Here is a 23,839-nt window from a genome sequence, read left to right as displayed (position 1 = left end):
TCAGACGTCCAGCACGTAGACCGTCGCGGCGGCCCGCTCGGCGGCCGTGTGGCCGGCCAGGGCGCCATCCCACTCGGGGCCGGCGGCGCCTGTCGAGGCCTGCGCGCCGCCGGTCATGTGGGTGATTTCCTCGGTGCCGGCGTCGAACTCGCCGGCCGGTGTGCGGTCGGCCAGGAAGAGCCTCGCCACCGCACCGTCGGCCGAGCCGATGATGACGAGATAGCGCGCCACGCCGCGGTGCGCCTGCTGGGCGTGCCGCGGCGGCACCTCGTGGCCAAAACCGTCGCTCATGCCGTGCTCCTCAAGACGTGCCGCCCAGGGGCAGCGGTTCGGTGGCCGACCAGTCGGGCTGGACGGCCTCCAGGGTCGGGAACGCCGCCCGCTCCCGCCCCTCCACATCCACCTTGCGCGCGACCAGCCGTGCGCACTGGCGCAGGCAGGCCAGCGCGCCGGCCTGCAGGTCGGGCTGCGCCGACGTGCTGAAGCAGCACACGGTGCCATAGATGCTGCCGTCCGCCAGCACCACCGGCGTGCTGAGGTGGGCGCCAATGGCGATGCCCGTGTCCGGCAACTCGCCGCGCGCCACCCATGGGCGGGCGTCGGTCAGCAGCTCGGGCAGGCGGCCCTCGACGACGCGCTGGCAATAGCTCTCCTCCAGCGGCCCGGAGTCGCCCGCCTGCAGGCCCAGCGCGCTGCCGCCCTCGACGAAGCGGAAGACGCGCTCGCCATCGACGAACTCCGACACGAAGACGACGTCCATGCGCAGTTGCCGGCGAAGCAACATCAACACGTCGGTGATGCACCGGTCCAGCGCCGGGTCATGGCTGTCGGACGTGGCCACCAGCAACTCCGAAATACGGACTTCCAGCGCTTGCGGGTCCAGCGGCTCCAGCAGGGACATGGGCTCTCCTCCACCACGGGTTGTCGCCATCATCCCCGCTGCCGCACGGCGGGTCGAGCCGGCATCGCAACAGCCCGTGACCGCACAGGGCCACGGCGTTTCGGTCGCCCGATTGAGCGGCCGGGGTAAACCAGGGGGCGGAGAATGAACCGGGTAAGCTATCTTATTGAACCGTTGTTTCATTTTTAGACCGTGAATCTCTTCCCCTCGACCACGGCGCGGCCCGTGTCCATTGCCGCGCTGGGCGAATGCATGCTGGAACTGCAAGGCCAGGCCTTCGGCAACCTGCGCCAGACCTTCGGCGGCGACACGCTGAACACGGCCGTCTACCTGGCCCGCTGCGGCGGCGCGGGGCTGCGGGTTCATTACGCGACGGCGCTGGGCGACGACAGCCTCAGCGCCGGCATGCTGGAACGGTGGCAGGACGAAGGCGTGCTGACCGGCCTGGTGCAGCGGCTGCCCGGGCGCGTGCCGGGGCTGTACCTGATCGAGCTGGACGACAACGGCGAGCGGCGCTTCCACTACTGGCGCGGCCAGGCGGCGGCACGGGCGTTCTTCGACACGGCGGCGACGGCGCTGGAGGACCAGGCCGACGCGCTGGACGCGCTGTACCTGTCGGGCATCAGCCTGGCCATCCTGCCGCAGGCCGGCCGCGAGCGGGCGCTGGCGCTGATGGCGCGCATGCGCGCCGCCGGCAAGGTGGTGGCCTTCGACAACAACTACCGGCCGCGGCTGTGGGAATCGGTGGCCGACGCGCGCTACTGGTATGGCCGCGCGTTTGCAACGGCCTCGGTGGCCCTCATCACCGCCGACGACCACCAGGCGCTGCACGGCCTGCCCGACCTGGCCAGCGCCGTCAGCGCTGCGCAGGCGCTGCCGGTGCCGGAGATCGCCATCAAGCGCGGCGGGCTGCCCGCCATCGTCGGCGGTGACGGCCAGTGGCAGGAGGTACCCACCGAGACGGTGGCCCGCGTCGTCGACACCACCGCCGCGGGCGACTCCTTCGCCGCCGGCTACCTGAGCCGCCGGCTGCGCGGCGTGGTACCCGCGCAGGCCGCGGCCTTCGGCAACCGGCTGGCGGCGCGCGTCATCCAGCACCCGGGCGCGCTGATCCCGCGCGACGCGATGCAAGACCTGATGCAAGGCTGACCGCGATGCGCCCCCTCTGGACACTGGCCTTCGCGGCCGTCAGCGGCCTCGGCCTCAGCGAGGCCCAGGCCCAGGCCCAGGACACAGCGCCGCTGCACCCCGCCACCTATGTGCACGCCGGCTGGGCCAAGACCACCGGCGGCCAGGGCGGCCGAATCATCCGCGTGACGACGCTGGCGGCCGAAGGCCCCGGCAGCCTGGCGGCGGCGCTGGAGGCGCGCGGCCCGCGCATCGTCGTGTTCGAGGTGGGCGGCGTCATCGACCTCGGCGGCAAGAGCCTGAAGCTGCGCGAAGGCCAGGTCACCATCGCCGGCCAGACCGCGCCCGACCCCGGCATCACGCTGGTCAAGGGCGAGCTGGAGGTGTTCGCGCAGGACGTGATCCTGCAGCACCTCAGCATCCGCCCCGGCGCCTACGGCCGGGCCAAGCGCAGCGGCAACGACCACGACGGCTTTTCCACCGGCGACGGCGCGGCGCGCATCATCGTGGACCACTGCAGCTTCTCGTGGGCCACCGACGAGAACCTGTCGGTCGGCGGCCGCCGCTTCGAGGGCGCCACGCCCGACGACTGGCGCGCCCACACCTCGCACGCCATCACCTACAGCCACAACCTCATCTACGAGGGGCTGAACGAGGCGGTGCACGTGAAGGGGGAGCACAGCAAGGGCTCGCTGATCCACGACAACGCGACGCAGATCCTGCTGCTGGGCAACGTCTACGCGTCCAACCGCGAGCGCAACGCGCTGTTCAAGGGCGGCGCCTGGGGCGCGATGGTCAACAACCTGATCTACAACCCCGGCTGGCGCGCGGTGCACTACAACCTGATCGCGCACGAGTGGGTGGGCCGCCCCTACCAGACCGGCAGGATCACGCTGGCCGGCAACGTCTACCGCGCCGGACCCAACACCGAGCGCCACCTGCCGCTGTTCACGCTGGGCGGCGTGGGCGATGTGCAGCTGTTCGAGCAGGACAACCTCGCGCAGGACCGCCAGGGCCAGCCGCTGCCGATGACGGGCCGCTACACGTCCGGCCCCGCGCAGATCATTCCGGCCCGCGAGGCCTACCTGCCGGCCGGCCTGACCTGGCTGGCGCCGCGCGAGCTGGAGCGGCTGCTGCCGCTGTATGTCGGCTCGCGGCCGTGGGCGCGCGACCCGCTGGACTTCAAGCAGCTCAGCGACATCGCCGAAGACCGCGGCACGCTGATCGACGACGAGACGCAGAACAACCCCGGCGGCCTGCCAAAGCGCCCACCCACGCAGCGCGCGTTCGTCGAGGCCGACTGGAACCTGGCCGACATGAGCCCGAAGGCGGGCTGGCAATCGCTGTTCACGCAGGTCTCGAAATGACCCTGCTGCGCCGTGAGCTGCTGGCGCTGCTGGCCGCGCCGCCCGCCTGGGCCGCGGCCGACTGCAGCGACGCGCCCGGCCAGCCCTACCTGCCGCCGTGCAAGCCGTGGCCGAGGGGCATCGAGGGCCAGCGCCAGGCCGACCAGGGCGACGGCCGCTACCTGAACCCCGTGCTCGCCGGCGACCGGCCCGACCCCACGGTGCTGAAGGACGGTGACGACTACTACCTGACGCACTCCAGCTTCGAGGCCGTGCCCGGGCTGCTGATCTGGCATTCGCGCGACCTCGTCAACTGGCAGCCGGTGGCCAACGCGCTGCTGGAGGCCGTCGGCAGTGTTTGGGCGCCCGACCTGTGCAAGCACGGCGGCCGCTACTACCTCTACCTGCCCGTCAAGGCCCAGCCCAACGACATCCTCGTCATATGGGCCGACCGCATCGAGGGGCCCTGGTCCCGGCCGCAGCCGCTGGGCCTGTCCAGGCACATCGATCCGACGCACGTCGCCGGCGAGGACGGCCAGCGCTGGCTCTACCTTAGCGGCGGCGACCGCGTGCGACTGAGTGCCGACGGGCTGAAGACGGTCGGCGCCATCGAACACATCTACGACCCCTGGCGCTACCCCGAGGACTGGGACGTCGAGAGCTTCTCGCCCGAGGGTCCCAAGATGCTGCGCCACGGCGGCTGGTGGCACATGCTGCTGGCCGTGGGCGGCACCGCCGGGCCGCCGACCGGCCACATGGTCATCGCCGCGCGCAGCCGCACGCTGGACGGCCCGTGGGAGCAGGCGCCGCACAACCCGCTGATGCGCACCACCTCGCCGCGCGAGCGCTGGTGGTCACGCGGCCACGGCAGCCTGGTGCAAGGCCCGAAGGGCGACTGGTGGATGCTGTACCACGGCTACGAGAACAGCTTCCACACGCTGGGCCGGCAGATGCTGCTGGCGCCCGCGCGCTTCAGCGCCGACGGCTGGTTCCACGTCGACGTGGACGACGGCCAGCCGCTGCCCATGCCCGCCGTTGACCGCGCGGTGCCGCACGGCCGGGCGCTGTCCGACGACTTCGCCGGCACGGCGCTCAAGGCCCACTGGCAGTTCCTCAGCGGCAGCGGCCAGATGAGCCGGGTGCGCGTGGCCGACGGCAGGCTGCACCTGCGCGCCACGCCCGGCAAGGGCCCGGGCGACAGCGCGCCGCTGGGCTTCATCCAGGGTGACCCGGCATTCGAGGTCGAGCTGGACGTGGATTTCGACGACGGCGTGCAGGTGGGCCTGCTGATGTTCTACAGCCCGCGGCTGTACGCCGGCATGGGCGCCAACGCGCGGAGCTTCCAGCTGCACCGCTACGGGCAGGACATCCGCGCCGTGCCCAAGCCGGCCGGCATCGCGCGGCGCCTGCAGCTCAAGCTGCGCTGCGCGCGCCATGTGCTGACGCTGTTCAGCCGCGCCGACGGCACACAGCCGTGGACGAAGTTCCCGGTGCAGATGGACGTCAGCGGCTACCACCACAACACGGCCGGCGGCTTCGCCAGCCTGCGCCCGGCGATCTACGCCGCCGGCAGCGGCGAAGCGCGGTTCTCGAACCTGCGCTACCGCGCGATCGATTAAGGAGACAACGACATGAAGAACACCCTCACCCTGCTGGCCGCCGCGCTGCTGAGCACCGGCTCTTTTGCGCTGGAGCTGAAGTCCGCCGACGTGCACAACAGCGACGACTACCCCACCGTCGCCGCCGTCAAGCACCTGGGCCAGGTGCTGGCCAAGAGCAGCGGCGGCGCGCTGACCGTGAAGGTCTTCAACAAAGGCGCCCTGGGCAGCGAGAAGGAGACCATCGACCAGGTCAAGCTCGGCGCGCTGGCGATGACGCGCGTGAACCTCGGCCCGCTGTCGGCCATGTGCCCCAAGACGCTGGTGCCGGCCCTGCCCTTCCTGTTCCGCGACACGGCGCACATGCGCAAGGCTTACGACGGCGCGCCCGGCGAAGAGATCCTGAAGGCCTGCGAACACCAGGGGATGGTGGGCCTGGCGCTGTACGACTCGGGCGCCCGCTCGGTCTACGCGCGCAAGCCCATCAAGACGCTGGCCGACATGAAGGGCGTGAAGATCCGCGTGCAGCAGACCGACCTGTGGGTGGCCGCGATGACGGCCATGGGCGCCAACCCGTCGCCCATGCCCATCGGCGAGGTCTACACGGGCCTGAAAACCAACCTCATCGACGCGGCCGAGAACAACATCCCCAGCTACGAGGGCTTCCGCCACTTCGAGGCGGCCAAGTTCTACAGCCGCACCGAGCACTCGATGACGCCCGACGCACTGTTCATCAGCAAGAAGATCTGGGACAAGCTCAAGCCCGAGCAGCAGGCGCAGCTGCGCGCCGCCGCGAAGGCGTCGGTCATCGTGCAGCGCGAGAAGTGGGACGCGCAGGAAGCCAAGGCGCTCGCCACCGTGAAGGCCGCCGGCGCCGAGATCGTCACGCCCGACCGCGAGGGCTTCCGCCAGGCGGTGCAGCCGGTGATCGCGAAGTTCGTCAACACGCCGGACCTGCAGAAGCTCGTCAAGGCCATTCAAGACATCCAGTGACCCCAGATCCGGCAGTTGAGCGCGCCCGAGGGGCTGGCGAGGCGGGTCGCAGGCAAGGCGCGACGACGCAGCGGGCCCCTGCCCGCAAGGAGAAGCAACGCGGCCGGCGGCACGAAGCGCCAGACCAGCGGGCACGCAGCGGTGCTCACCGAAGTGGTGAGCGTCAACCCATACACACGATGTTGATGGATCGAGACTTTCGATGAGTAGCAAGCGGTCGACTGCCGGATCTGGGGTTCCGGCCTACACGACGTTCTGCGCGGCGCTGTCGCGCTGGTCGCTGCGTGCGGCCGTGCTGGGCCTGGTGCTGCTGGTGGCCTGCGTGCAATGGCAGGTCATCGGCCGCTACGTGATGAACGACTCGCCGACGTGGACCGAGCCGGTGGCGCTGCTGCTGGTGCTCTACATCACGGCGCTGGCCGTGGCCGTGGGCGTGCGCGACGCGGGCCACCTGGGCATGGAGTCCATCGTCGCGCTGCTGCCGCGCGGCGCGCAGCGCGTGGCCGAGGCGCTCATCCACGTCTGTGTCATCGCGTTTGCCGTGCTGATGGCGATGGCCGGCTGGGAATGGCTGACGCTGAAGTGGGACGAGCCCAAGCCCATGCTGGGCGTGCCCGAGGGGCTGGACTTTCTGCCGCTGGTCATCGCCGGCGCGCTCATCGTGCTGTTCTGCATCGAACACCTGATCGCGCTGCTGCGCGGTCACACCATTGAAGAAGCCGGGGTCTGAACGTGGAAGGCATGGAACTCTGGATCATGTGCGGCAGCTTCGTGCTGCTGCTGCTGCTGGGCGTGCCGGTGGCGTTCGCCATCGGCCTCGCCTCCATCGCCACGGCACTCGCCGCTGACCTGCCCATGGCCATCGTCTTCCAGAAGATGGTGGGCGGCATGCAGGTGTTCTCCTTCCTGGCGATCCCGTTCTTCATCTTCGCCGGCGAGCTGATGCTGCACGGCGGCATCGCCGAGCGCATCGTCACGTTCGCCAACCGGCTGGTGGGCCATGTGCGCGGTGGCCTGGGCATGAGCAACGTGCTGGGCTGCACGTTGTTCGGCGGCGTGGCCGGCTCGCCGCTGGCCGACGTGTCGGCGATGGGCTCGGTGATGATCCCGCTGATGAAGCGCGAGGGCTACGACGCGGACTACGCCGTCAACGTCACCACGCACGCCGCGCTGGTCGGCGCGCTGATGCCCACCTCGCACAACCTCATCATCTATGTGCTGGCCACCGCCGGCATCGCGGCGGTGAGCGTGTTCAACCTCATCCTCGCGGCGCTGCTGCCGGCGCTGCTGCTGACCATCGCCAACCTCGTGGCCGCCTACTCGGTGGCCGTGAAGCGCGGCTACCCGACGAACGGCGCCTTCCCCGGCTGGGGCCCGGTGTTCTCGGCCTTCGTCGCGGCGCTGCCGGGGCTGCTGGTCATCGTCATCATCCTGGGCGGCATCCTCAGCGGTGTGTTCACGGCTACCGAGTCCGCCGCCACCGCCGTGTGCTGGGCGCTCATCGTCACGGGCATCGCCTACAAGAGCCTGAGCTGGAAGGGTTTCCTGGCCGCCTGCGCCAAGGCCTGCAAGACGACCGGTGTCGTGCTGCTGCTGATCGGCATCTCGTCGGCCTTCGGCTACTTCATGGCGCTGTACGAGGTGCCGCAGAAGACCGGCGAGTGGCTGGAGCAGATGAGCGGCAACAACGCGTGGCTGATCTTCCTGTGGGTCAACGTGCTGCTGTTCGTGCTGGGCACCTTCCTGGACATGGCGGCCACCATCCTGATCTGCACGCCCATCTTCCTGCCCATCTGCATGAAGGCCGGCATGGACCCGACGCAGTTCGGCATCGTCATGCTGCTGAACTGCGCGTTGGGCCTGAACACGCCGCCCGTGGGCAGCACGCAGTTCGTCGGCTGCGCGATCGGCGGCGTGTCGGTGGGCCAGGTCATGCGCTCCATCGCGCCGTTCTACGGCGCGTTGCTGGTCACGCTGCTGGCCGTCACCTACATCCCGGCGCTGTCGCTGGCGTTGCCGACATGGGTGGGCGGCCAATAGCTCGGATAGCGGGAAAGAACACGGCCCCACTCGGGCTGCTGGCGCGCCCGCTGCAGGCCGGCATTGAGGCGCGCCATCAGCGCGGGCTGGCGCTCCAGCGTGCGCCGGCTGACATACACATGCACGGGACTGACCGCCAGCTCCAGCGCCACCTCCACCGCCTCGCCGGGCTCCTGCCCCGCGCGGTGCAGCAGCGTCACGGGGTCGTCGATGACGTAGTCCACCCGCCGCGAGCGCAGCGCCGAAAGCGTCAGGTCGTTGGCATGCAGCGGCAGCATCAGGCCGGCCAGCGCCGGGTCGGCCAGCTCGCGGCGCACGGCCTCGGGAAAGGCCACGCCGCGGATGGCGCCGATGTGCACCGCGCGGCCCTTCAGGTCCGCCAGCCGGCGCGGTGCCGGCCCGGCACCGGCCAGGCCCATCAGCGCCACGCGCTCGTTGCGGTAGGGCTGCGTGAACTCACCCACCGCCAGCCGCTGCGGTGTGGGCGTCGCCGCGGGGATCAGGTCCAGCTCGCCCTGCGCCACGTCCGCCATCTGCCGCGCCCACGGCCGGCGCAGCCATTGCAGCCGCTCGCCGGCGGCCCGCGCCAGCAGCTCCAGCAGCTCCACGTCCAGCCCCTGCGGCGCCTCCGTGGCACCCTTGTGCTGGAACGGCGGGTAGTCGCTCCAGCCGATGCGCAGCGGCACCCGCTCATCCGCCCGGGCCACTCCCGACAGGAGCAGCGGCAGCAGGCAGGCGTGGCGGCGGTGCATCGCCCGACTCTCGCACAGCGCTGGCAGCTTGGCAGCCCCTCGCAACCATGACACCCACCCGCCGCCACCTCCTCGCCGCGCTGGCCGCCGCGCCGCTGCTGGCCCGCGCCGACGCGCTGGACGACACGCTGGCCGCGCTGCAGCGCCATTGGCGCCCCCGCCTGGCCTGGCGGCCCGACGCCGGCTGGCGCGGCCCGGCGCTGGCCGCCGCGCGCCGGCTGATGCTGCTGCCCGGCGACGACGGCAGCGGCTTCGCCACCGAGGTGCGTGCCGAGCAGGCGCGTGGCGGCTACACCGCCCGGTCGCTGACGCTGCGCGGCGCGCTGGGCGACCGGGTGCCGGCCCTCCATCTGCAACCCGATGGCCCCGGCCCGCACCCGGCCGTGCTGCTGCTGCACGACCACGGCGCGCGCTTCGACATCGGCAAGGAAAAGATGGTGCGCCCGCTGGCCGCCAGCGCCTCGGCCGACGCCTGGGTGCAGCGCTACTTCGACGGCCGCTTCGTCGGCGACCTGCTGGTGCAGGCGGGCTTCGCGGTGCTCGCCATCGACGCGCTGGGCTGGGGCGAACGCGGCCGGCCCGGCCTTGCGCGCGACGACCAGCAGGCGCTGACCAACCACCTGCTGCAGCTGGGCCACAGCTGGGCCGGCGTCATCGCCAGCGACGACCTGCGCGCGCACCGCTGGCTGCGCGAGCAGCCGGGCGTCGACGCGAAGCGCGTGGCCGTGCTGGGCTTCTCGATGGGGGCGTTGCGCGCCTGGCAGCTGGCCGCCGTGTGCGACGAGGTGTCGGCCTGCGTCGCCGCGCACTGGATGTGCACACGCGACGGCCTGCTGCGGCCCGGCGAGCACACGCTTGTGGGCCAGTCGGCCTTCAGCATGGCCCACCCGGGCCTGGCCGCCGAGTTGGACCACCCGGATGTCGCTGCGCTGATCGCACCACGGCCGCTGCTGCTGTTCGGGTCGCCGGACGACAAGCTGTTCCCGTGGGACGCCGTGCAGGCAAGCTGGCGGCAGCTCGCGCGCGCCTGGCCGGCCGGGGGGCTGTCCACCACCACGACGGCGGGCGGGCATCGCTTCGACGTGGCGCAGCAGCGCGAGGCTGGCGAGTGGCTGGCACTTACCATGCGCAGGTCTCGGTAACGCCAAAACCTGACTGACATGCCCTCACCCCGCCTGCTCGTGCTGCTGCTGTCGCTGGCCGGCGCCGGCTGCGCGCCCATTCCCCATGCTGCAACGACGATGCCCGCCATCTCGGGGTCATTGACCAGCGCCGGAGCACCGGTGGTCGGGCGTGAGGTATGGGCCGCGCAGGGCACGGATGACTTGCCCTGTGGCCAGCCCTGGGTGAAGGCGACCACCGATCAGAACGGCCGGTTCACGCTACCCCGGCAGACGGAATGGCGGCTGATCTACGCGCCTTCGTTCACCTCGTCCAAACTGATCAAGCTGTGCGTCAGTACGGCCGGCCAAGCCCGGCTCATCTTCCGCGTCGGCTTCATTCCGACGACGCCCCAGGCCATTGAACTGGCCTGCGATCTGGAGACGCCGGCATCGCGGCAAACCCATGGCGGCCTGTGCCGGATGGATGGGATGACCGGGAGCGGAGCATGACGCTGCTGGCCGTCTTCACCACCGTCGCCACGCGCGAGCAGGCCGATGCGCTGGCCCGCGCCGCGGTTGAGCACCGCCTGGCCACCTGTGTGCAGGTGGAGGCCATCCACAGCACCTACCGTTGGCAGGGCGAGGTCGTCAGCGAGCCCGAGCTGCGGCTGATGTTCAAGACCGATGCGCCCCGTTATGCCGCGCTGGAGGCGCTGCTGCGGCAGCAGCATCCCTACGAGCTGCCGGCCATCTTCGCGCTGCCGGTGGCTCAGGCCTCTACCGACTATGCCGCCTGGGTGAGCACCGAACTGCGCTGAAGCTCAGGGCTGCAGCGTCCTGGTGCCGCCCAGCTCCGGCCGCAGCTGGACCAGCCCCTCCAGCACCTGCTCCGAGAACAGCGCCGCGCCCTTCGGGCCGACGTGCGTGCGGTCGAAGCGCGGCGGTGCCTCGGCCAGCGTGTCGGCCGCGGCCTGGCCCATCGCGGCGACGGCGGCGTGGCTGATGGCGTTCAGGTCCAGCACCGGCACGCCCTGCTCGGCCCCCACCTTCAGGATGGCCTCGGCCCAGGGCCGCAGGTCGCTGGGCAGCCCGCCGTCCTTGAAGGTACGGCGCGTCAGCGGCGTCAGCAGGATGACCTCGCCGCCGGCGGCCTTCACGTCCTTCACATAGCCGGCCATGTTGGGGCCGAACTCGGTGGCCAGGTCCGTCGAGCGGCCGGGCTTGCCGGGCTGGTCGTTGTGGCCGAACTGGATCAGCACCAGCGTCTTCTGCCGCGCTCCCCCGTGGGCCTTGCCTTCGTTCAGCAGCGCCAGCACGGTGTCCCACAGCCCTTCGGCGCGGAAGCTCATGCTGGACCGGCCGCCGCGCGCGAGGTTGATGCAGGCAACCTGCTGCACGCGCGCGCACAGCGCATTGCCGTAGCCGCTGCGCGGCGCCATCGTCGAGTCGCCAACGAGGATGAGGCGCGGGCCGGTGGCGACGTTGGCGGTGGTCTCGCCCGCTTTCGGGGCCGACGCGGGAGGTGCGGACTGCGCAAAAGCCGTCAGGCACAGGCCCGCAGCGATGAGGGGAAGGAGTTGCTTCATCTTCATGGCCGTCGTGAATTTTGCATGTCGGGACGAGCGCCGGGCCGCCCCAAGCCGGCCCGGCGGGCGATGTGCTCGCGGCTCGATGCCGCGAGCATCGCCGCCCCCTCGGGGGGCCGGCTGGGCACGCCCGCGTTCAGCAGGGCGAGACCGGACGGGGGGCTCACAGATTCGGCCAACCGGCCTTAGGAGACATGTCGTCGAGGTTCCAGTCTTCGGCCTTGAACGCGCGCTTCGTCGGTGCGTGGCGCGGGTAGCCCAGCGCGTTCTCCACTTCCGAGTCGATCAGCCGGCCCTTGCCCTCGGCCATGTCGGCCAGCAGCTTGGCGTCCAGCGGGTCGCGCGCCCAAGGGCGGGCGCCCACCAGCGGTGGCAGCGCGCGCGCCAGGTCGGAGGCGGGGCGGATGGCCAGGCCGGGCGGCAGGTCCGCCTGCGGCAGCACGATGAGCTTGCCCGTCGTCTGCGCGTTGTTGCCCAGCAGCGGCACGGGGCGGCCGTGGGCGTCGTGCGCGAGGTTGTCGGTCATGTGCAGTTCCAGGTCGCCCTGACCCAGCATCGTGAAGAAGGCCGTGCCCGCCACCGTGCTGGGGCCATGGCGCATCGCGTTGCCCACCAGCGTCAGCCGGCCCACCTGCCAGGGCTGGCCGGCCCACTCGTTGGCGAGCAGGTTGTAGTGCACGCCGCGGTCACCGGGGTTGAAGATGACGTTGTTGACCATGGCCCCCTGCGCGCCGCCCTTGAACAGCGCGTTGCGCTGGCGGTTGGACGCGTAGACGTTGCCGTAGAGCAGCACGCCGCTGGTGTTGTCGTGGATCAGCGAGCCCTTGCTGTGCTCGCCCTTCGCGTGCACCGAGTTGCCCAGGCCCTCGTAGATCAGGTTGTGGCTGTAGGTCATGCGGTGCGACGTGGCGCGGCGCCAGTCCTCGGGCGTCTTGCCGTCGAAGCGCGGGCCGCTGGCCGACAGGTTCTCGTCGGTCGCCCACGAGAAGCTGCAGTGGTCGACGATGACGTCGTGCGCGCCGGCTATGCCGGAGATGCCGTCCTGGTCGCCGCCGCCCTTCTTGGGCCGGCCGAACTCGCCGGGGCGGAAGCTCAGGTGCTGGATGACGACATCGTGCGTGGCGATGGTCGTCTCGGCCTTGATGATGTGGATGCCGGGGTCGGGTGCAGTCTGGCCGGCCAGCGTCAGGAAGGGCTGCGTGATCTTGAGCGGCTGGCCGCCCATGTCGATGACGCCCCCCACCTCGAAGACGACGATGCGCGGGCCGCTCGCCTCGATGGCTTCCTTGAGGCTGCCGGGGCCCGAGGGCGCCAGCGTGGTGACCTTGATGACGCGGCCGCCGCGGCCGCCCTGGGTCTGCGTCCAGCCGCGTGTGGCGATGCCGGCGGTGGCCGGCACGGCCACGGGTTCGGCGGCACTCAGCGACGCGGCCAGCGCCAGCGCGGAAAGGGCAAGGGTTCTGATGAGCATGGGGCTTGAATGAAAAAGGCGCGCAAAGACCGGTGAGCCCTTGCGCGCGTGTCAGCGGAGAAGCCGGCTTAGAAGAACGTGTACTCGGCCGAGAAGCGGTAGCTGCGGCCCAGGATGTCCGCACCGCTGGTGAGGTAGCCGTTGTAGTTGCCGTTGGCCGTCAGCACCGGGTACACGTTGGTGAGGTTGTTGATGCCGAACACCAGCTTCACGTTCTTGATGCCCGAGAACGCGGCGCTGACGTTGTACTGCTTGTAGGGCTTCACGTCGGTGTAGGTGGAGCCGGCGCGCGGGGTCAGGTCGGTCAGGCCGCTGCTGTAGCGCTGCGACAGCTGCGTGGACCAGTTGCCCAAGCGCCAGTTCACGGCGGCCGTGTGCTTCCAGCGGTAGATGATCTGCTGCGTCGTGGCCAGGCCGGCGTTGGGGCCGGTGTAGCGCGCGTCGGTGGTCAGGATGCCCACGTCCTGCAGCATCTCGCCGCCCTTCTCCACCGAGAAGGCGTACTTGTCGTAGTAGGTGCCGTCCAGCTTGAAGTTGAAGACGCCCCAGCTGTTCGTGCGCAGCTGGTAGGTGGCGGCGACGTCCAGGCCGCGCATGTCCATGTCGCCGCGGTTGGCCTGGCTGGTCAGGATGTGGTCGATGGTGCCGTCGGCCTTGCGCAGGATGTTCGCGCTGTACTTGCCCGGCTGCTGCTGCACCTCGGCCAGCGTCAGCGCGCCCAGCACGTCGTTGAGCTTGACGCTCCAGTAGTCCACCGTCACCAGCAGGCCGCGCACGGGCTCGAACGCGCCGCCGACGGCCCAGCCCTTGGACTTCTCGGGCTTCAGGTGGCTGTTGTCGGGCGACTTGGTCCAGTAGTCGGTGGTGGCGTTGCAGACCTTGACCGGGTCGGTGTTCGGTGCGGCGGTGCCGGAGCCCGCGATGAGCGGCGTCGGGCTGGGGCACAGCACCGGGTCGTCCATGACGATCTGGCGCACCTCGGGCGTGGGGTTCTGGATGTCCATGATGGACGGTGCGCGGAAGCCCGTGTTGGCGGACGCGCGCAGCATCACTTCCGTCGTGGGCTGGAAGCGCACCGACAGCTTGGGGTTGACGGTCGTCGTCTTCAGGTCGCTGTAGGTGTCGGAGCGCACGGCGCCGTTGACGCTCCACTGCTTGGTCAGCGGCGCGTCCAGCTCGATGACGGCGGACTTGATGTTGCGGTGCAGCTTGGCAGCCACGCCGGTGGGGTTCTCGCCGACGATGTCGTCCTTGACGACGACGCCGGCGCTGCTGATGTTGTAGTTGCCGTTGGGCAGCTTGGCGACGTAGTCCAGCGGCGCGGCATGCACCTTGGCCTCGTCGCGACGCAGCTCGCCGGTGACGGCCAGCGTCAGCGGGCCACCGCCCAGCTGCATCAGCTCGCGCGTCAGCGTCGCGTCGACGGACTTGTTGAAGGCCTCGTTCTTGCGGTAGACGTAGTCGCGCAGTTCGATGCTCTTCAGGTACTCCAGGCCGGCGGCGTCCTGCGGGCCGAACGGGTTCAGGATGCCGTTGGTGAAGCCCTCCTGCGCCTTGCTGAACAGGATGTAGCCGCCGCCCGTCGCGGTGTTGCGCTGCGAGTGACCGTAGTTCAGGCCCACGCGGTAGTCCCAGTTCCACACCGAGCCCTCGGCGGCCAGCACGAGGCGATCATTCACCTGCTCGTCGTTGCGGTAGGCCGACCCCAGCTCGCCCGGCCCCCACTGGAAGTACACCGTCCGGTTGTTCATGTTCAGCGGGCTGACGACGCCGGGCGTCTTCACCGGGTCGATGAACATGGTGGGCGAGTTGGTGCCCAGACCCGTGTTGCTGCCGATGACGTTGACCAGCGGCGTGATGCCCTTGCCGGGGTAGAACTTGCTGGTGGAAGGAATCGTGTAGTAGGTGACCGGCTCGTTGGACGAGCTGTTGATCTGCATGCCGCGATACTTCTTGACCGTGAAGGCGGAGTGCAGCAGTTCGGCACTGATCCGATGGCCCTGGCCCAGGTTCATCGTGGCCTTGCCGAACATGTTGGTGATCTCGCTGCCGTCGCTCACCGCCGTGAAGAAGTTCGGGTCGCGGTAGCAGCCGGGCGCATAGGTGGGCGGCGTGTTCAGGCTGGCCGCGCCCAGCGTGGGCAGCGAGTACGGTGCCACGCAGCCGGTGGCGAAGCTGGAGTTGTAGTTGTTGTTGTTCGCACCGCCGGACGCCGATGCCGGCGCGAAGCCGTAGTTGGCGATGGGGCTCTGGTTCTTCGCCGAGGGCGCCACCAGCAGGCCCAGTTGGTTCAGCGCCGAGCCGTCGAACAGCTCGGGCCGGTCGCCCTGCATCAGCGCGCCCTTGCTCTGGAAGTCGTAGGCGCCGTAGACGTTCCAGCCATCGGCAGCGAGGTCGCCGATGCCGGCGATGAAGCCGATGGCGTTGGTCTGGCCCACGCTGGAGCGGCGCGGCGCGTTCAGCTCGACCTTGATCTTGGCGCCCTGGAAGCTGTCCTTGGTGACGAAGTTCTGCACGCCGCCGATGGCGTCGGAGCCATAGATGGACGACGCGCCGTCGCGCAGCGTCTCGGCGCGGTCCAGCGCGATGCGCGGGATGACGTTGGCCGACACGTACTGGTCCTGCAGCGGCTCGTTGGCCAGGCGGCGGCCGTTCAGCAGCGTCAGCGTGCGCATCGGGCCCAGGCCGCGCAGGTTCAGCACCGGGCCGGCCGCGCCGGAGTTGGTGCCCAGCGACTGCGATTGCGGCAGCTCCAGCAGCAGGTCCTTCAGCTCGGTATGGCCGCGGGCCTCCAGCTCCTCGGACTTGTTGACCGACACCGGCAGCGCCGTCTCGCCGGCCAGGCGCTTGATGGACGAGCCCGTCACCGAGATGCGCTCGATGGTGTTGACCGGGGTGGCGGGGGCGTCGGCCGCCTGGGCGTGTGCGCCGTGGACAAGGCTGAGCACGGCGGCAGCACAGAGGCTGAGGCGGGCGGTGGCGGGCAGGCGGTTCGAGGTCATCTTGTCTCCTTGAGTCGTTGGTGTTGGATTGGGCCGAGCGCCGGGCCGCTCCCAAGCCGGCCCGTCTGGCGATGTGCATGCGGCTCGCGGCCGCATGCATCGCCGTCCCCTCGGGGGACCGGCCGGGCACGCCCGCGTTCAGCGGGGCGTGACCGGACGAGGGGCTTCAAGGAGCGGGCACCCAGCCGCCGGGCGAACCGGTGGCGATGGTGGAGCGCTGGAAGATGTCGGCGCGGCTGGTCAGGCCGGCGGTGCTGTCCAGCGTCTTGGCGAGCTGCACGGTGGCGGGTGAACCGCCGACAGTCACCGTCGCCAGGCCCAGCCGGGCGCTGGTGTCCAGCGGGTTCCCGTCCAGGTCCTTGCTGCCCCACTCGCGCCAGCCGGCGGCGTCGGTGGCGCCGCCGTTGGCGGTGCCGGCCCACGGCGGCGGGTTGCTGCTGCAACTGCCCTGCCCCGTGCCGGTCTTGCTGGTGCCGGTGCCGCTGCACCAGCCGACGGGCAGGATGTGCGGGCCGATGCGCGTGTTGATGAAGGCGATGTTGTCGACGTAGGCGGTGCTCGTCGTGCCGCCGCTGCGCGCCAGGTAGGCCGACGTGACACCCGGGCCGGCCGTGAGCTGACTGTTCAGGAACACGAAGCCCGTGTCACCCGCCGTCGCGCGCGCCTGCAGGATGTAGCCCGGCGAGCTGCTGGACGCGTCAAGCACGCTGCGGATCTCGCAGTCCTCGAACAGCGCGGCCATCACGTTGCCCCAGATGAAGTCCACGTTGCCGGCTACCAGCGACTTGTAGACCCACGCATAGCCCTTGAGCTGCAGCGTGTCCTGCTCGCTGATGAAGTTCATCTCGCGCGCCACCAGGCGGTGTGCGGCGGCCGTCGTGCTGGTGTTGAAGTAGATCGCCTCGGCCTGGTTGTCGTAGAGGGACGCGCGGGCGTGCGGATTGATGAGCGTGAAGCCGCGCAGCGTGAGCAGGTCGGCGTTCTCGACCAGCAGCACCGCGCGGCCGCCACCCAGCACGCGGTGGCCCGCCACGCGGCCCGTGCTGAGGGCCGTGCCGGCCGACGCGGCGCTGGCGCCGCTGCCGCTGTTCAGCGACTCGAAGTTCAGCCGGCCCACCTGCACGCCATCACGGCTCTCGCCGACGAGGCTGAGGTTGGCGACGTTGCGCAGCACCAGCAGCTCGGGGTACAGACCGTTGCGGATGGCGATGGTCTTGGGCGTGGCGACGGTGTTGCAGCCGTTCGCCGCCGGGCTGCCTGTGGAGCACCAGGTCATGACCCAGTTCAGCGCACCCTGCACGGTGCGGAAGTCCGCCGCCGTGCCGTCGTCGTCCACCGTCACGCTGGTCTTGCTGGCCGGCGCGCTGCGCGTCGTGAAGTTCCAGGTCAGGCCGGTGAAGGCCGAATTGTTGATGCGGCCGTTGAATGCGGCGGCGTCGACCGTGACGGTGTAGGCCGTGTCGAACGCGAGCCGGTTGTTGTGCAGGCGGATGACGGCCTGGTTGCCGCTGAGGCTGACCGGGCGGTACCAGACGAAGCGCGCCCGCGCGGCGTTCTCCGGCATGGCGCCCAGCGCCAGCGCGTCGATCTCCAGGTTGGTGCGTGCGATGACGGTCTGCGTGTCGGTGGCCGACGGCGCGGTGGACAGGTCGATGCGGTCCACCACCGCCCCGTCGCTGGCGCGGCGCACGGTGATGGCGCCGTTGCCAATCGTCGGGGCCGCGTCGAACGCGATGGCCAGCAGCGTGTCGGTGTGTACGCCGGTGGCGTTGCGTGCAGGCTCCACGCTGCCGGGCGTGACGCCCACGTTGCCGCTGCCGCTCACGTTGGTCGTCAGCTTGCCGGCACCGGCGCGGGCCAGGTTGTTGGCCTTCACGAGGGCCGCCGGCCGCGGTGTGAACGCGTAGGGCACCGTCCAGCCCACCGACGTGGGCACCGCACAGGCGCCCAGTGGCGCGCCGTTCAGCGTGGAGCCGGTGTCGGCGAAGCTGCTGGCGGCGTCGGGGTTGAGCGTCTGCACGACGCTGGCGCAGCCCGGTGCGGCGCCGGCAATGGCGTGTACGTTGGCGTGAGAGATCACGCGCGCGCCGGCACCGACGCCCACGCTGTAGCTGTGCCCGTAGGGCGACACGCCCTTCGTGCCGACGTGGTAGTTGTTGAACAGGTGGACCTGGCCGAAACGCACGCGTGGGCTGCGCTGCGTGACGTTGGAGAACACGTTGTTGGCAATCGTGATCTTCAGGCGCCCGATGTCGGCCGTGTAGCTGTCGGAGTGGCCGATCAGCATGGTCTTGTCGTGGCGGTCGATGACGTTGTGGCTGACCGTCACGTAGTTGGCGCCGCGCGTGATGTCGATGGCGCCGTCGTGGCACTGGCGCAGCTTGCCGTTCTCGATGGGCAGTTGGTCGTCGGTGATGGGCGCGTCGGTGATGGTGTTGTGGTCTATCCATACGCGCTCGGCGCCCTGCAGCGTGATCGCGTCGTAGGCCGAGTTCCACGCGCCGGTGGCACCGTCGGTCGGGTCCCACACGGGCGCCACATCGCACGGCGCCATGATGGCCAGGTTGCGCACGATGACGTTGGCCACGCCGATGATCTCGATGCGGCCGTTCACCAGCCCCGCACCGGGGCCGGCGCCGATCAGCGTCGTGTTGGAGGGCAGCCTCACCATCGCGCGCTGATCCTGGTCGGCATGGCTGGCGAAGGGCACACCTTCGCTCATGTCGATGCTGCCGACGACCTTGACGATCTTGGGCAGGCTGCCGCCGTTGGCCAGCGCCGTGAGCAGCTGCTGGCGGTTGGTGACGGTGTAGACCTGACCCGCCGCAGCCGCCGCGCCGCCCGTGGTGCCGCCGCCTAAAGCGGCGAAGCCGTCGGCCGGGGCCACCTCGCGGGCTGGGTCGGTCTGGGAAAGTGCCGGCAACGGCAGAGCCAGCAGCGCGCTCAGCGCCGCAGCGAACATCTTCATGACGGTCTCCTGAAAAGGAGGAAGGCGTTGTTTACCGGCGGATACGACGTCGCGCGGCGAGACTGAGCAGCCCCAGGGCCAGCAGGGCCGCAGGCTCGGGCTCGGGCACGGGGGCCAGAGCCAGTTGGGCATCGACGTAGGCGTAGGACGCGTCGATGCGGGCATCCGTCAGCGTGAGGCGGACGGACTGCGGGCCGAGCAACTGGAACTGCACGGTGCCCGAAAGCAGTTGCGCTGGCGCGCTGAGCGTGGGCAGGCCCAGCCTCAGCGACGCATCGGCAAACCTGAGGTCGATGACGTGGGTGCCCAACAGGCCGGTGCCCGAGTTGTCCCACAGCCGCAGCGAGCCATCGCTGCCGAGGTCCAGCGCGAGGCTGTAGTCGGCGGAGACGAACTCGATGTCGCTGTCGATCAACGGCACCGCCAGCCCGGCGACGTAGGCCTGGGCGGCCTCATCGAAGCCCAGCAGGCCGGCGGCATCGCCGTCCAGCGCGCCGGCGACGGGCGTGCCCGGCACCAGCACGGCGGCCGAGGCCGCCGACGCCGCCATCAGAACCCCGGCCGCGGCAAGCAGTGAGAGGCGCTTCATGGCGTGCCCGCTCAGAACTTGTAGCGACCGCCGACGATGAACTCGCGGCCCGTGTAGTTGTTCACCACCACGTTGTCCATGGCGCGCGAGATGAACTGGTCGTTGGGCTGGTTGGTCAGGTTGGTCGCCTCGAAGGTGACTTCCAGCTGCTTGTTGATCTTGTAGCCCATCGACAGGTCGACGTTGAAGGTCTTGTTCTTGCCCGCCACGTCCTGGTTGTTGCCGGCCGGCACGGCCGTCAGGAAGGCCGAACGCGCCGAGGTGGACACGCGGCCGCTGAAGGTGCCGTCGTCGTAGTAGACCGACAGGTTCCAGGAGCGCGGCGACAGGTTGACCAGGTCTTCGGTGACGGTGGCGGCACCCACGGCCGTCGTCGACAGCGAGTACTCCATCTTGGACTTGACCTGCGTGTAGTTGGCCAGCAGACCGAAGTTCTTGCCCCAGCCCGGCAGGAAGGTGAAGGGCTGCTGCACGTTGATCTCGAAGCCCGTCAGCTTGCCGCCCTGCGTGTTGACCGGCGCACTGAAGCGGAAGACCTCGTCACCCGTGAAGTTGCTGGGCAGCAGCGACAGCGGCAGGCCGCTGCTGCGGAACGGCGCGTCGAAGCCGCGGGTGAGCACATAGCTCTTGATGTCCTTCTGGAACACCCCCAGGCCGATGAACGCGTTCTTCGAGTGATACCACTCGGCGCTGGCGTCCAGCGTGGTGGCGCGGAACGGGTCCAGCTGCGGGTTGCCGCCGGTGTAGGTCAGGGTGCCGGTGGTGCTCAGCGTGCCACCGGGGTTCAGGCTCTGCAGCGGCGGGCGGGACATGACCTTGGCCGCCGCGGCGCGCACGATCAGGTCCTTGGCCAGGTTGACGGCCACGTTGGCGGACGGCAGCCAGTCGTTGTACTGGCGCGAGGCCGTGACGAGGCTGCCGCCGCCCGTGGCGAGGTAGCCGCTGGCGACGATGGACGTCTTCACGTGGCGCACGCCGGCGTTGCCGCGCACGGGCAGGCCGCCCAGCTTGGTCTCGTACTCGGCCATCAGCCAGGCACCGGTGTCGGTCTCGGTGATGGCGCGGTTGCCGCCGCGGGCGTTGCCGTTGGTGATGGAGGTCAGGCGGTAGTCGCCCGGGCCGCCGGCCGCGCCGCTCTTCAGGCAGTTGCAGTAGATGTCATAGGCCGCGGCGATGGCGTCCAAATTGGGGATGACCCAGGACGTGACGGAGCCGGCCGGCAGGTTCTGGCCCTTGCCGAAGCCGCTCAGCGTCGTCGTCAGGCCGTTCGGCAGCACGCCGGCGGGCAGCGTGTTCATCGTCTCCACCGTGCGGCGGAAGTCATAGCTGGTGAAGCTGAAGCGCTTGTAGCTGACGCCGCCGCGGACGGTCAGGCCGTCCATCGGGTCCCAGGACAGGTCGAAGGTGGCGACGTCCTGCTTGTTGGTCACACCGTTCGGGCGGATGCGCACCTCGCTGGGCGTGAAGTTGGCGATGCTGGTGGAGCCCACCGGCACGCCACGGATCTGCAGCGCGCCGTTCGGGTCGGCCGGGTTCAGCGTGCCATAGCCCAGCAGCGGTGCGCGGTCGTCGCCGCGGGCGTCGAACACGTAGCCGTCGACGTTGGGCGCGTCCAGCGTCGTGGTGGTCTGGATGGGGTTGTTGAAGCGCGACTTGGCCGTGCCGATGCGCACGGTGGCCTTCAGCGTCTCGCCGATGTCCTGCTCGATGGTCAGCGTGGGCTGCGTGAACTCGGTGGTCAGCTTGTCGAAGCGCGACTCGGAGCGGATGTCCACGCCGTTGAACTTGCCGTAGACCATCTGGCCGGCGGCGTTGTACTCGGCGGCCAGCACGCTGGTCTGCTGCTTGCCGCCCTGCGACAGGTTGCGGCTGAAGGAGATGGCTTCCAGGAAGTCTTCCTGGCGCGTCGCATCCAGCTTGCTGTACAGCATGTCGGCCGTGATCAGCGTGGTGTCGCTGGGGCGGACCTGGATGGAGCCCGTCAGGCCCAGGCGCGACTGGTCATGCGTCAGGCGGCCGTAGCGCGGCAGGCGCGGGTGGAAGTTGGTGGCCAGCGAGGCGGTGTTGAACGCGGCCAGGTTCTCCGGCGTGTTCGGCAGGCGCGCCACGCCCTGGGCGGCCGGGCCGCAGGTGGTGGCGGTGGAGCCCACCGGCAGCGCGGTGTTGGCCGGCAGCACATAGCCTTGCGGCGGGCACCAGCCGGTGGTCACCGTGGTGACGCCACCCGCCGTGGTGGAGGTGCTGGACGACGGGCCGTTGTCCCAGCGCACGGTGCTGAAGCCCTCTTCGTACACCTTGCGCTGCGAGTAGGCGCCCGACAGCAGCACGCCGATCTTCTTGTCGGCGAAGGTGTTGGAGATCAGGAAGGCCGCCTTGGGCGTGGCCTTGCCGGAGAGGTCGTTGTAGGTGCTCTTCACCGACACGGCGGCAGCGAAGGTCTTCAGGTCGAAGGGACGGGCCGTCTGCAGGTCGATGGTGGCGCCCAGCGAGCCTTCGTCCACGTCGGCCGAGCTGCTCTTGCGCACGGTCAGCGAGTTGAACAGGTCGGCCGCGAAGACGTTGAAGTCGAACGCGCGCGTGCGGTTGGCGCCGCCGGAGCTGTCGGTGCCGCCGGTGGTGGCCAGCGCCTCGATGCCGTTGATGCGGGTGCGCGTGAAGTCGCCGCCCAGGCCGCGCACGGTGATGTTGCGGCCTTCGCCGGCGTCGCGGTCGATGACGACGCCCGGGATGCGCTGCAGCGACTCGGCCAGGTTGGTGTCCGGGAACTTGCCCATGTCCTCGGCCTTGATGACATCGACGATGCCCTTGTCCTGGCGCTTGGCAGTCAGCGCGCTCTCCAGCGAGGCGCGGATGCCGGTGACGGTCACGGTCTCCAGCTGGTTGGCCGGTGCGGCGGCCTCCTGGGCCCAGGCGGGCGCGGCAACGAGGGTGGCGGCCAGGGCCACCGGGCGGAGGGCCAGGCGGCGATAGGAACGGAATGCGGGCATGAAGGTCTCCTGGTGCGAGGCCGCCTGGGCGCTCAGGCGCTGGCAGCTCTGGGGTTCTGGGTAGGGCGGTTACCCGGGCGCACGCAGGGCACCCGACGTTTTTCTGTAAGCCGACTCCGCTGCAGTGCGGGCGCCGGTCATTCGCAACGGCTGTCTTCAGCCGCCGCGGCGCGGAAAGAACGGGTCCGGCCGGTTCGCACCTTGCGGGAGGCTGTTGCTCACGCGGATGCTTTTTTGGCTGGCTTGTGGACGATGATAGGGGGAAGCGTGCAAAATCGGAACAGTGGTTCACTAAATAGAAACCATGATTCCGCAACACCTCGCGCACCACCTAAGCTTCGGGCAGCCGAAATTTGGAACCGCGTTTCAACTCTAACGATCTCTCGCGGCAAATCCGACGGACCGTCGGCAAATCCGCCACAAGTTCACGGCGGCGCTCCGTCGATCCCGCCAGCTTCATTCGACGCAACTGGTGCCCCCGCACCTCGGACAAAGACCATGGTTCTTCACAACTTCAATCTGGCCGGCAAGACGGCCATCGTCACCGGCTGCAACACGGGCCTGGGCCAGGGCATGGCCGTCGCGCTCGCGCAGGCGGGTGCCGATGTCGTGGGCGTCAACGTGTCCGAGCCTGACGAGACCAAGGCGGCCGTCGAGGCGCTGGGCCGCAAGTTCCTGGATCTGCGCGCCAATCTGGGCGACGTCAGCTGCATCCCCGACCTGGTGGCGCAAGCCAAGGCGCTCAACGGCGAGGTGCACATCCTCGTCAACAACGCCGGCATCATCCGCCGCGAGGACGCCATCAAGTTCTCCGAGGCCGACTGGGACGACGTGATGGACCTGAACCTGAAGTCGGTGTTCTTCCTGTCGCAGGCGGTTGCCAAGGTGTTCATCGCCCAGGGCAAGGGCGGCAAGATCGTCAACATCGCGTCGATGCTGAGCTTCCAGGGCGGCATCCGCGTGCCCTCCTACACCGCCAGCAAGAGCGGCGTCATGGGCATCACGCGGCTGATGGCCAACGAATGGGCGTCGCACGGCATCAATGTGAACGCCATCGCCCCGGGCTACATGGCCACCAACAACACCGCGCAGCTGCGCGCCGACGAGCAGCGCAACAGCGCCATCCTGGAGCGCATCCCCGCCGGCCGCTGGGGCAAGCCGGACGACCTGGCCGGCCCGGTCGTGTTCCTGGCCTCGCCCGCGTCGGACTATGTGAACGGCTACACCATCGCTGTCGACGGCGGTTGGCTCGCACGATAAAACGCCCCTCGTCCAGGCTCGCCGCGCTGAACGCGGGCGAGCCTGGCCGGTCCCCCGAAGGGACGGCGATGCTCGCGGCATTGAGCCGCGAGCACATCGCCACGGTGGGCCGGCT

19 protein-coding genes are annotated in these 23,839 nt (G+C 69.9%); 10 read left to right on the top strand and 9 right to left on the bottom strand.

Features of this window, described 5'->3' with window-relative positions:
- Complete coding sequence (locus tag ACG04Q_RS11390; RefSeq protein ID WP_394511041.1) at nucleotides 1-291, bottom strand: hypothetical protein; 291 nt, start codon at nucleotides 289-291, stop codon at nucleotides 1-3.
- A 10-nt stretch (nucleotides 292-301) separates the two neighbouring features.
- A complete protein-coding gene (locus ACG04Q_RS11385; protein ID WP_394511040.1) occupies nucleotides 302-901 on the bottom strand; it encodes a GAF domain-containing protein in 600 nt (199 codons plus the stop codon).
- Between the two features lie 192 nt (nucleotides 902-1,093).
- Here ACG04Q_RS11385 and ACG04Q_RS11380 point away from each other — a divergent pair, with 192 nt between their 5' ends.
- The 6 genes from ACG04Q_RS11380 (at nucleotide 1,094) to ACG04Q_RS11355 (ending at nucleotide 8,006) form a co-directional block, all read left to right on the top strand.
- On the top strand, nucleotides 1,094-2,050 hold the full coding sequence (locus tag ACG04Q_RS11380; RefSeq protein ID WP_394511039.1) for a sugar kinase: 957 nt from the start codon (nucleotides 1,094-1,096) through the stop codon (nucleotides 2,048-2,050).
- 5 nt (nucleotides 2,051-2,055) lie between these two features.
- Entirely contained in the window at nucleotides 2,056-3,396 is a 1,341-nt protein-coding gene (locus ACG04Q_RS11375; protein WP_394511038.1) for a pectate lyase family protein, read from the top strand.
- Entirely contained in the window at nucleotides 3,393-4,994 is a 1,602-nt protein-coding gene (locus tag ACG04Q_RS11370) for a family 43 glycosylhydrolase (protein WP_394511037.1), read from the top strand. Before ACG04Q_RS11375 ends, ACG04Q_RS11370 begins: the two co-directional genes overlap by 4 nt.
- Nucleotides 4,995-5,006: 12 nt before the next feature.
- Nucleotides 5,007-5,966 carry a TRAP transporter substrate-binding protein gene (locus tag ACG04Q_RS11365; RefSeq protein ID WP_394511036.1) on the top strand — a complete coding sequence of 320 codons (960 nt, stop codon included), beginning with the start codon at nucleotides 5,007-5,009 and terminating at the stop codon, nucleotides 5,964-5,966.
- Between the two features lie 202 nt (nucleotides 5,967-6,168).
- The gene (locus ACG04Q_RS11360; RefSeq protein WP_394511035.1) at nucleotides 6,169-6,696 is read left to right on the top strand and encodes a TRAP transporter small permease; all 528 of its coding nucleotides are present in this window, start codon (nucleotides 6,169-6,171) and stop codon (nucleotides 6,694-6,696) included.
- 11 nt (nucleotides 6,697-6,707) lie between these two features.
- Nucleotides 6,708-8,006 (top strand): TRAP transporter large permease, encoded by a 1,299-nt coding sequence (locus ACG04Q_RS11355; protein ID WP_394511034.1) that lies wholly within the window; start codon nucleotides 6,708-6,710, stop codon nucleotides 8,004-8,006.
- Here the strand turns inward: ACG04Q_RS11355 and ACG04Q_RS11350 are convergent.
- The gene (locus tag ACG04Q_RS11350; RefSeq protein ID WP_394511033.1) at nucleotides 7,955-8,758 is read right to left on the bottom strand and encodes a substrate-binding periplasmic protein; all 804 of its coding nucleotides are present in this window, start codon (nucleotides 8,756-8,758) and stop codon (nucleotides 7,955-7,957) included. The genes ACG04Q_RS11355 and ACG04Q_RS11350 overlap by 52 nt on opposite strands.
- A 47-nt stretch (nucleotides 8,759-8,805) precedes the next feature.
- Between ACG04Q_RS11350 and ACG04Q_RS11345 the strand changes: the two genes are divergently transcribed.
- Genes ACG04Q_RS11345 through cutA form a run of 3 tightly spaced genes read left to right on the top strand, consistent with a single transcriptional unit; the run spans nucleotide 8,806 to nucleotide 10,679 of the window.
- The gene (locus tag ACG04Q_RS11345; RefSeq protein ID WP_394511032.1) at nucleotides 8,806-9,900 is read left to right on the top strand and encodes an alpha/beta hydrolase family protein; all 1,095 of its coding nucleotides are present in this window, start codon (nucleotides 8,806-8,808) and stop codon (nucleotides 9,898-9,900) included.
- A gap of 18 nt (nucleotides 9,901-9,918) precedes the next feature.
- A complete protein-coding gene (locus ACG04Q_RS11340; protein WP_394511031.1) occupies nucleotides 9,919-10,371 on the top strand; it encodes a transthyretin-like family protein in 453 nt (150 codons plus the stop codon).
- On the top strand, nucleotides 10,368-10,679 hold the full coding sequence (cutA, locus tag ACG04Q_RS11335; RefSeq protein WP_394511030.1) for a divalent-cation tolerance protein CutA: 312 nt from the start codon (nucleotides 10,368-10,370) through the stop codon (nucleotides 10,677-10,679). The genes ACG04Q_RS11340 and cutA overlap by 4 nt, the downstream gene beginning before the upstream one ends.
- Nucleotides 10,680-10,682: 3 nt before the next feature.
- On the opposite strand, the gene ACG04Q_RS11330 is transcribed toward cutA, so the two are convergent.
- The 6 genes from ACG04Q_RS11330 to ACG04Q_RS11305 all read right to left on the bottom strand — a co-directional run bounded on the left by ACG04Q_RS11330 (nucleotide 10,683) and on the right by ACG04Q_RS11305 (nucleotide 22,464).
- The gene (locus tag ACG04Q_RS11330; RefSeq protein ID WP_394511029.1) at nucleotides 10,683-11,453 is read right to left on the bottom strand and encodes a rhamnogalacturonan acetylesterase; all 771 of its coding nucleotides are present in this window, start codon (nucleotides 11,451-11,453) and stop codon (nucleotides 10,683-10,685) included.
- Between the two features lie 157 nt (nucleotides 11,454-11,610).
- Complete coding sequence (locus tag ACG04Q_RS11325) at nucleotides 11,611-12,918, bottom strand: pectate lyase family protein (RefSeq protein ID WP_394511028.1); 1,308 nt, start codon at nucleotides 12,916-12,918, stop codon at nucleotides 11,611-11,613.
- A 68-nt stretch (nucleotides 12,919-12,986) separates the two neighbouring features.
- The gene (locus tag ACG04Q_RS11320; protein WP_394511027.1) at nucleotides 12,987-15,920 is read right to left on the bottom strand and encodes a TonB-dependent receptor domain-containing protein; all 2,934 of its coding nucleotides are present in this window, start codon (nucleotides 15,918-15,920) and stop codon (nucleotides 12,987-12,989) included.
- A 166-nt stretch (nucleotides 15,921-16,086) separates the two neighbouring features.
- Nucleotides 16,087-18,888, bottom strand: coding sequence for a pectinesterase family protein (locus ACG04Q_RS11315; protein ID WP_394511026.1), 2,802 nt, complete (start codon nucleotides 18,886-18,888; stop codon nucleotides 16,087-16,089).
- Between the two features lie 31 nt (nucleotides 18,889-18,919).
- Nucleotides 18,920-19,477, bottom strand: a complete 558-nt coding sequence (locus ACG04Q_RS11310) for a PEP-CTERM sorting domain-containing protein (RefSeq protein ID WP_394511025.1) — start codon at nucleotides 19,475-19,477, stop codon at nucleotides 18,920-18,922.
- 11 nt (nucleotides 19,478-19,488) lie between these two features.
- Complete coding sequence (locus tag ACG04Q_RS11305) at nucleotides 19,489-22,464, bottom strand: TonB-dependent receptor (RefSeq protein WP_394511024.1); 2,976 nt, start codon at nucleotides 22,462-22,464, stop codon at nucleotides 19,489-19,491.
- Nucleotides 22,465-22,962: 498 nt separating this feature from the next.
- Here ACG04Q_RS11305 and kduD point away from each other — a divergent pair, with 498 nt between their 5' ends.
- Nucleotides 22,963-23,724 carry a 2-dehydro-3-deoxy-D-gluconate 5-dehydrogenase KduD gene (gene kduD, locus ACG04Q_RS11300; protein WP_394511023.1) on the top strand — a complete coding sequence of 254 codons (762 nt, stop codon included), beginning with the start codon at nucleotides 22,963-22,965 and terminating at the stop codon, nucleotides 23,722-23,724.
- The last annotated feature ends 115 nt before the right edge of the window (nucleotides 23,725-23,839 follow it).

The sequence above is a fragment of the Pelomonas lactea genome (assembly GCF_043555885.1).
In the GTDB taxonomy this organism is placed as follows: domain Bacteria; phylum Pseudomonadota; class Gammaproteobacteria; order Burkholderiales; family Burkholderiaceae_C; genus Pelomonas; species Pelomonas lactea.
This window is presented reverse-complemented; position numbering and strand designations above follow the sequence as displayed.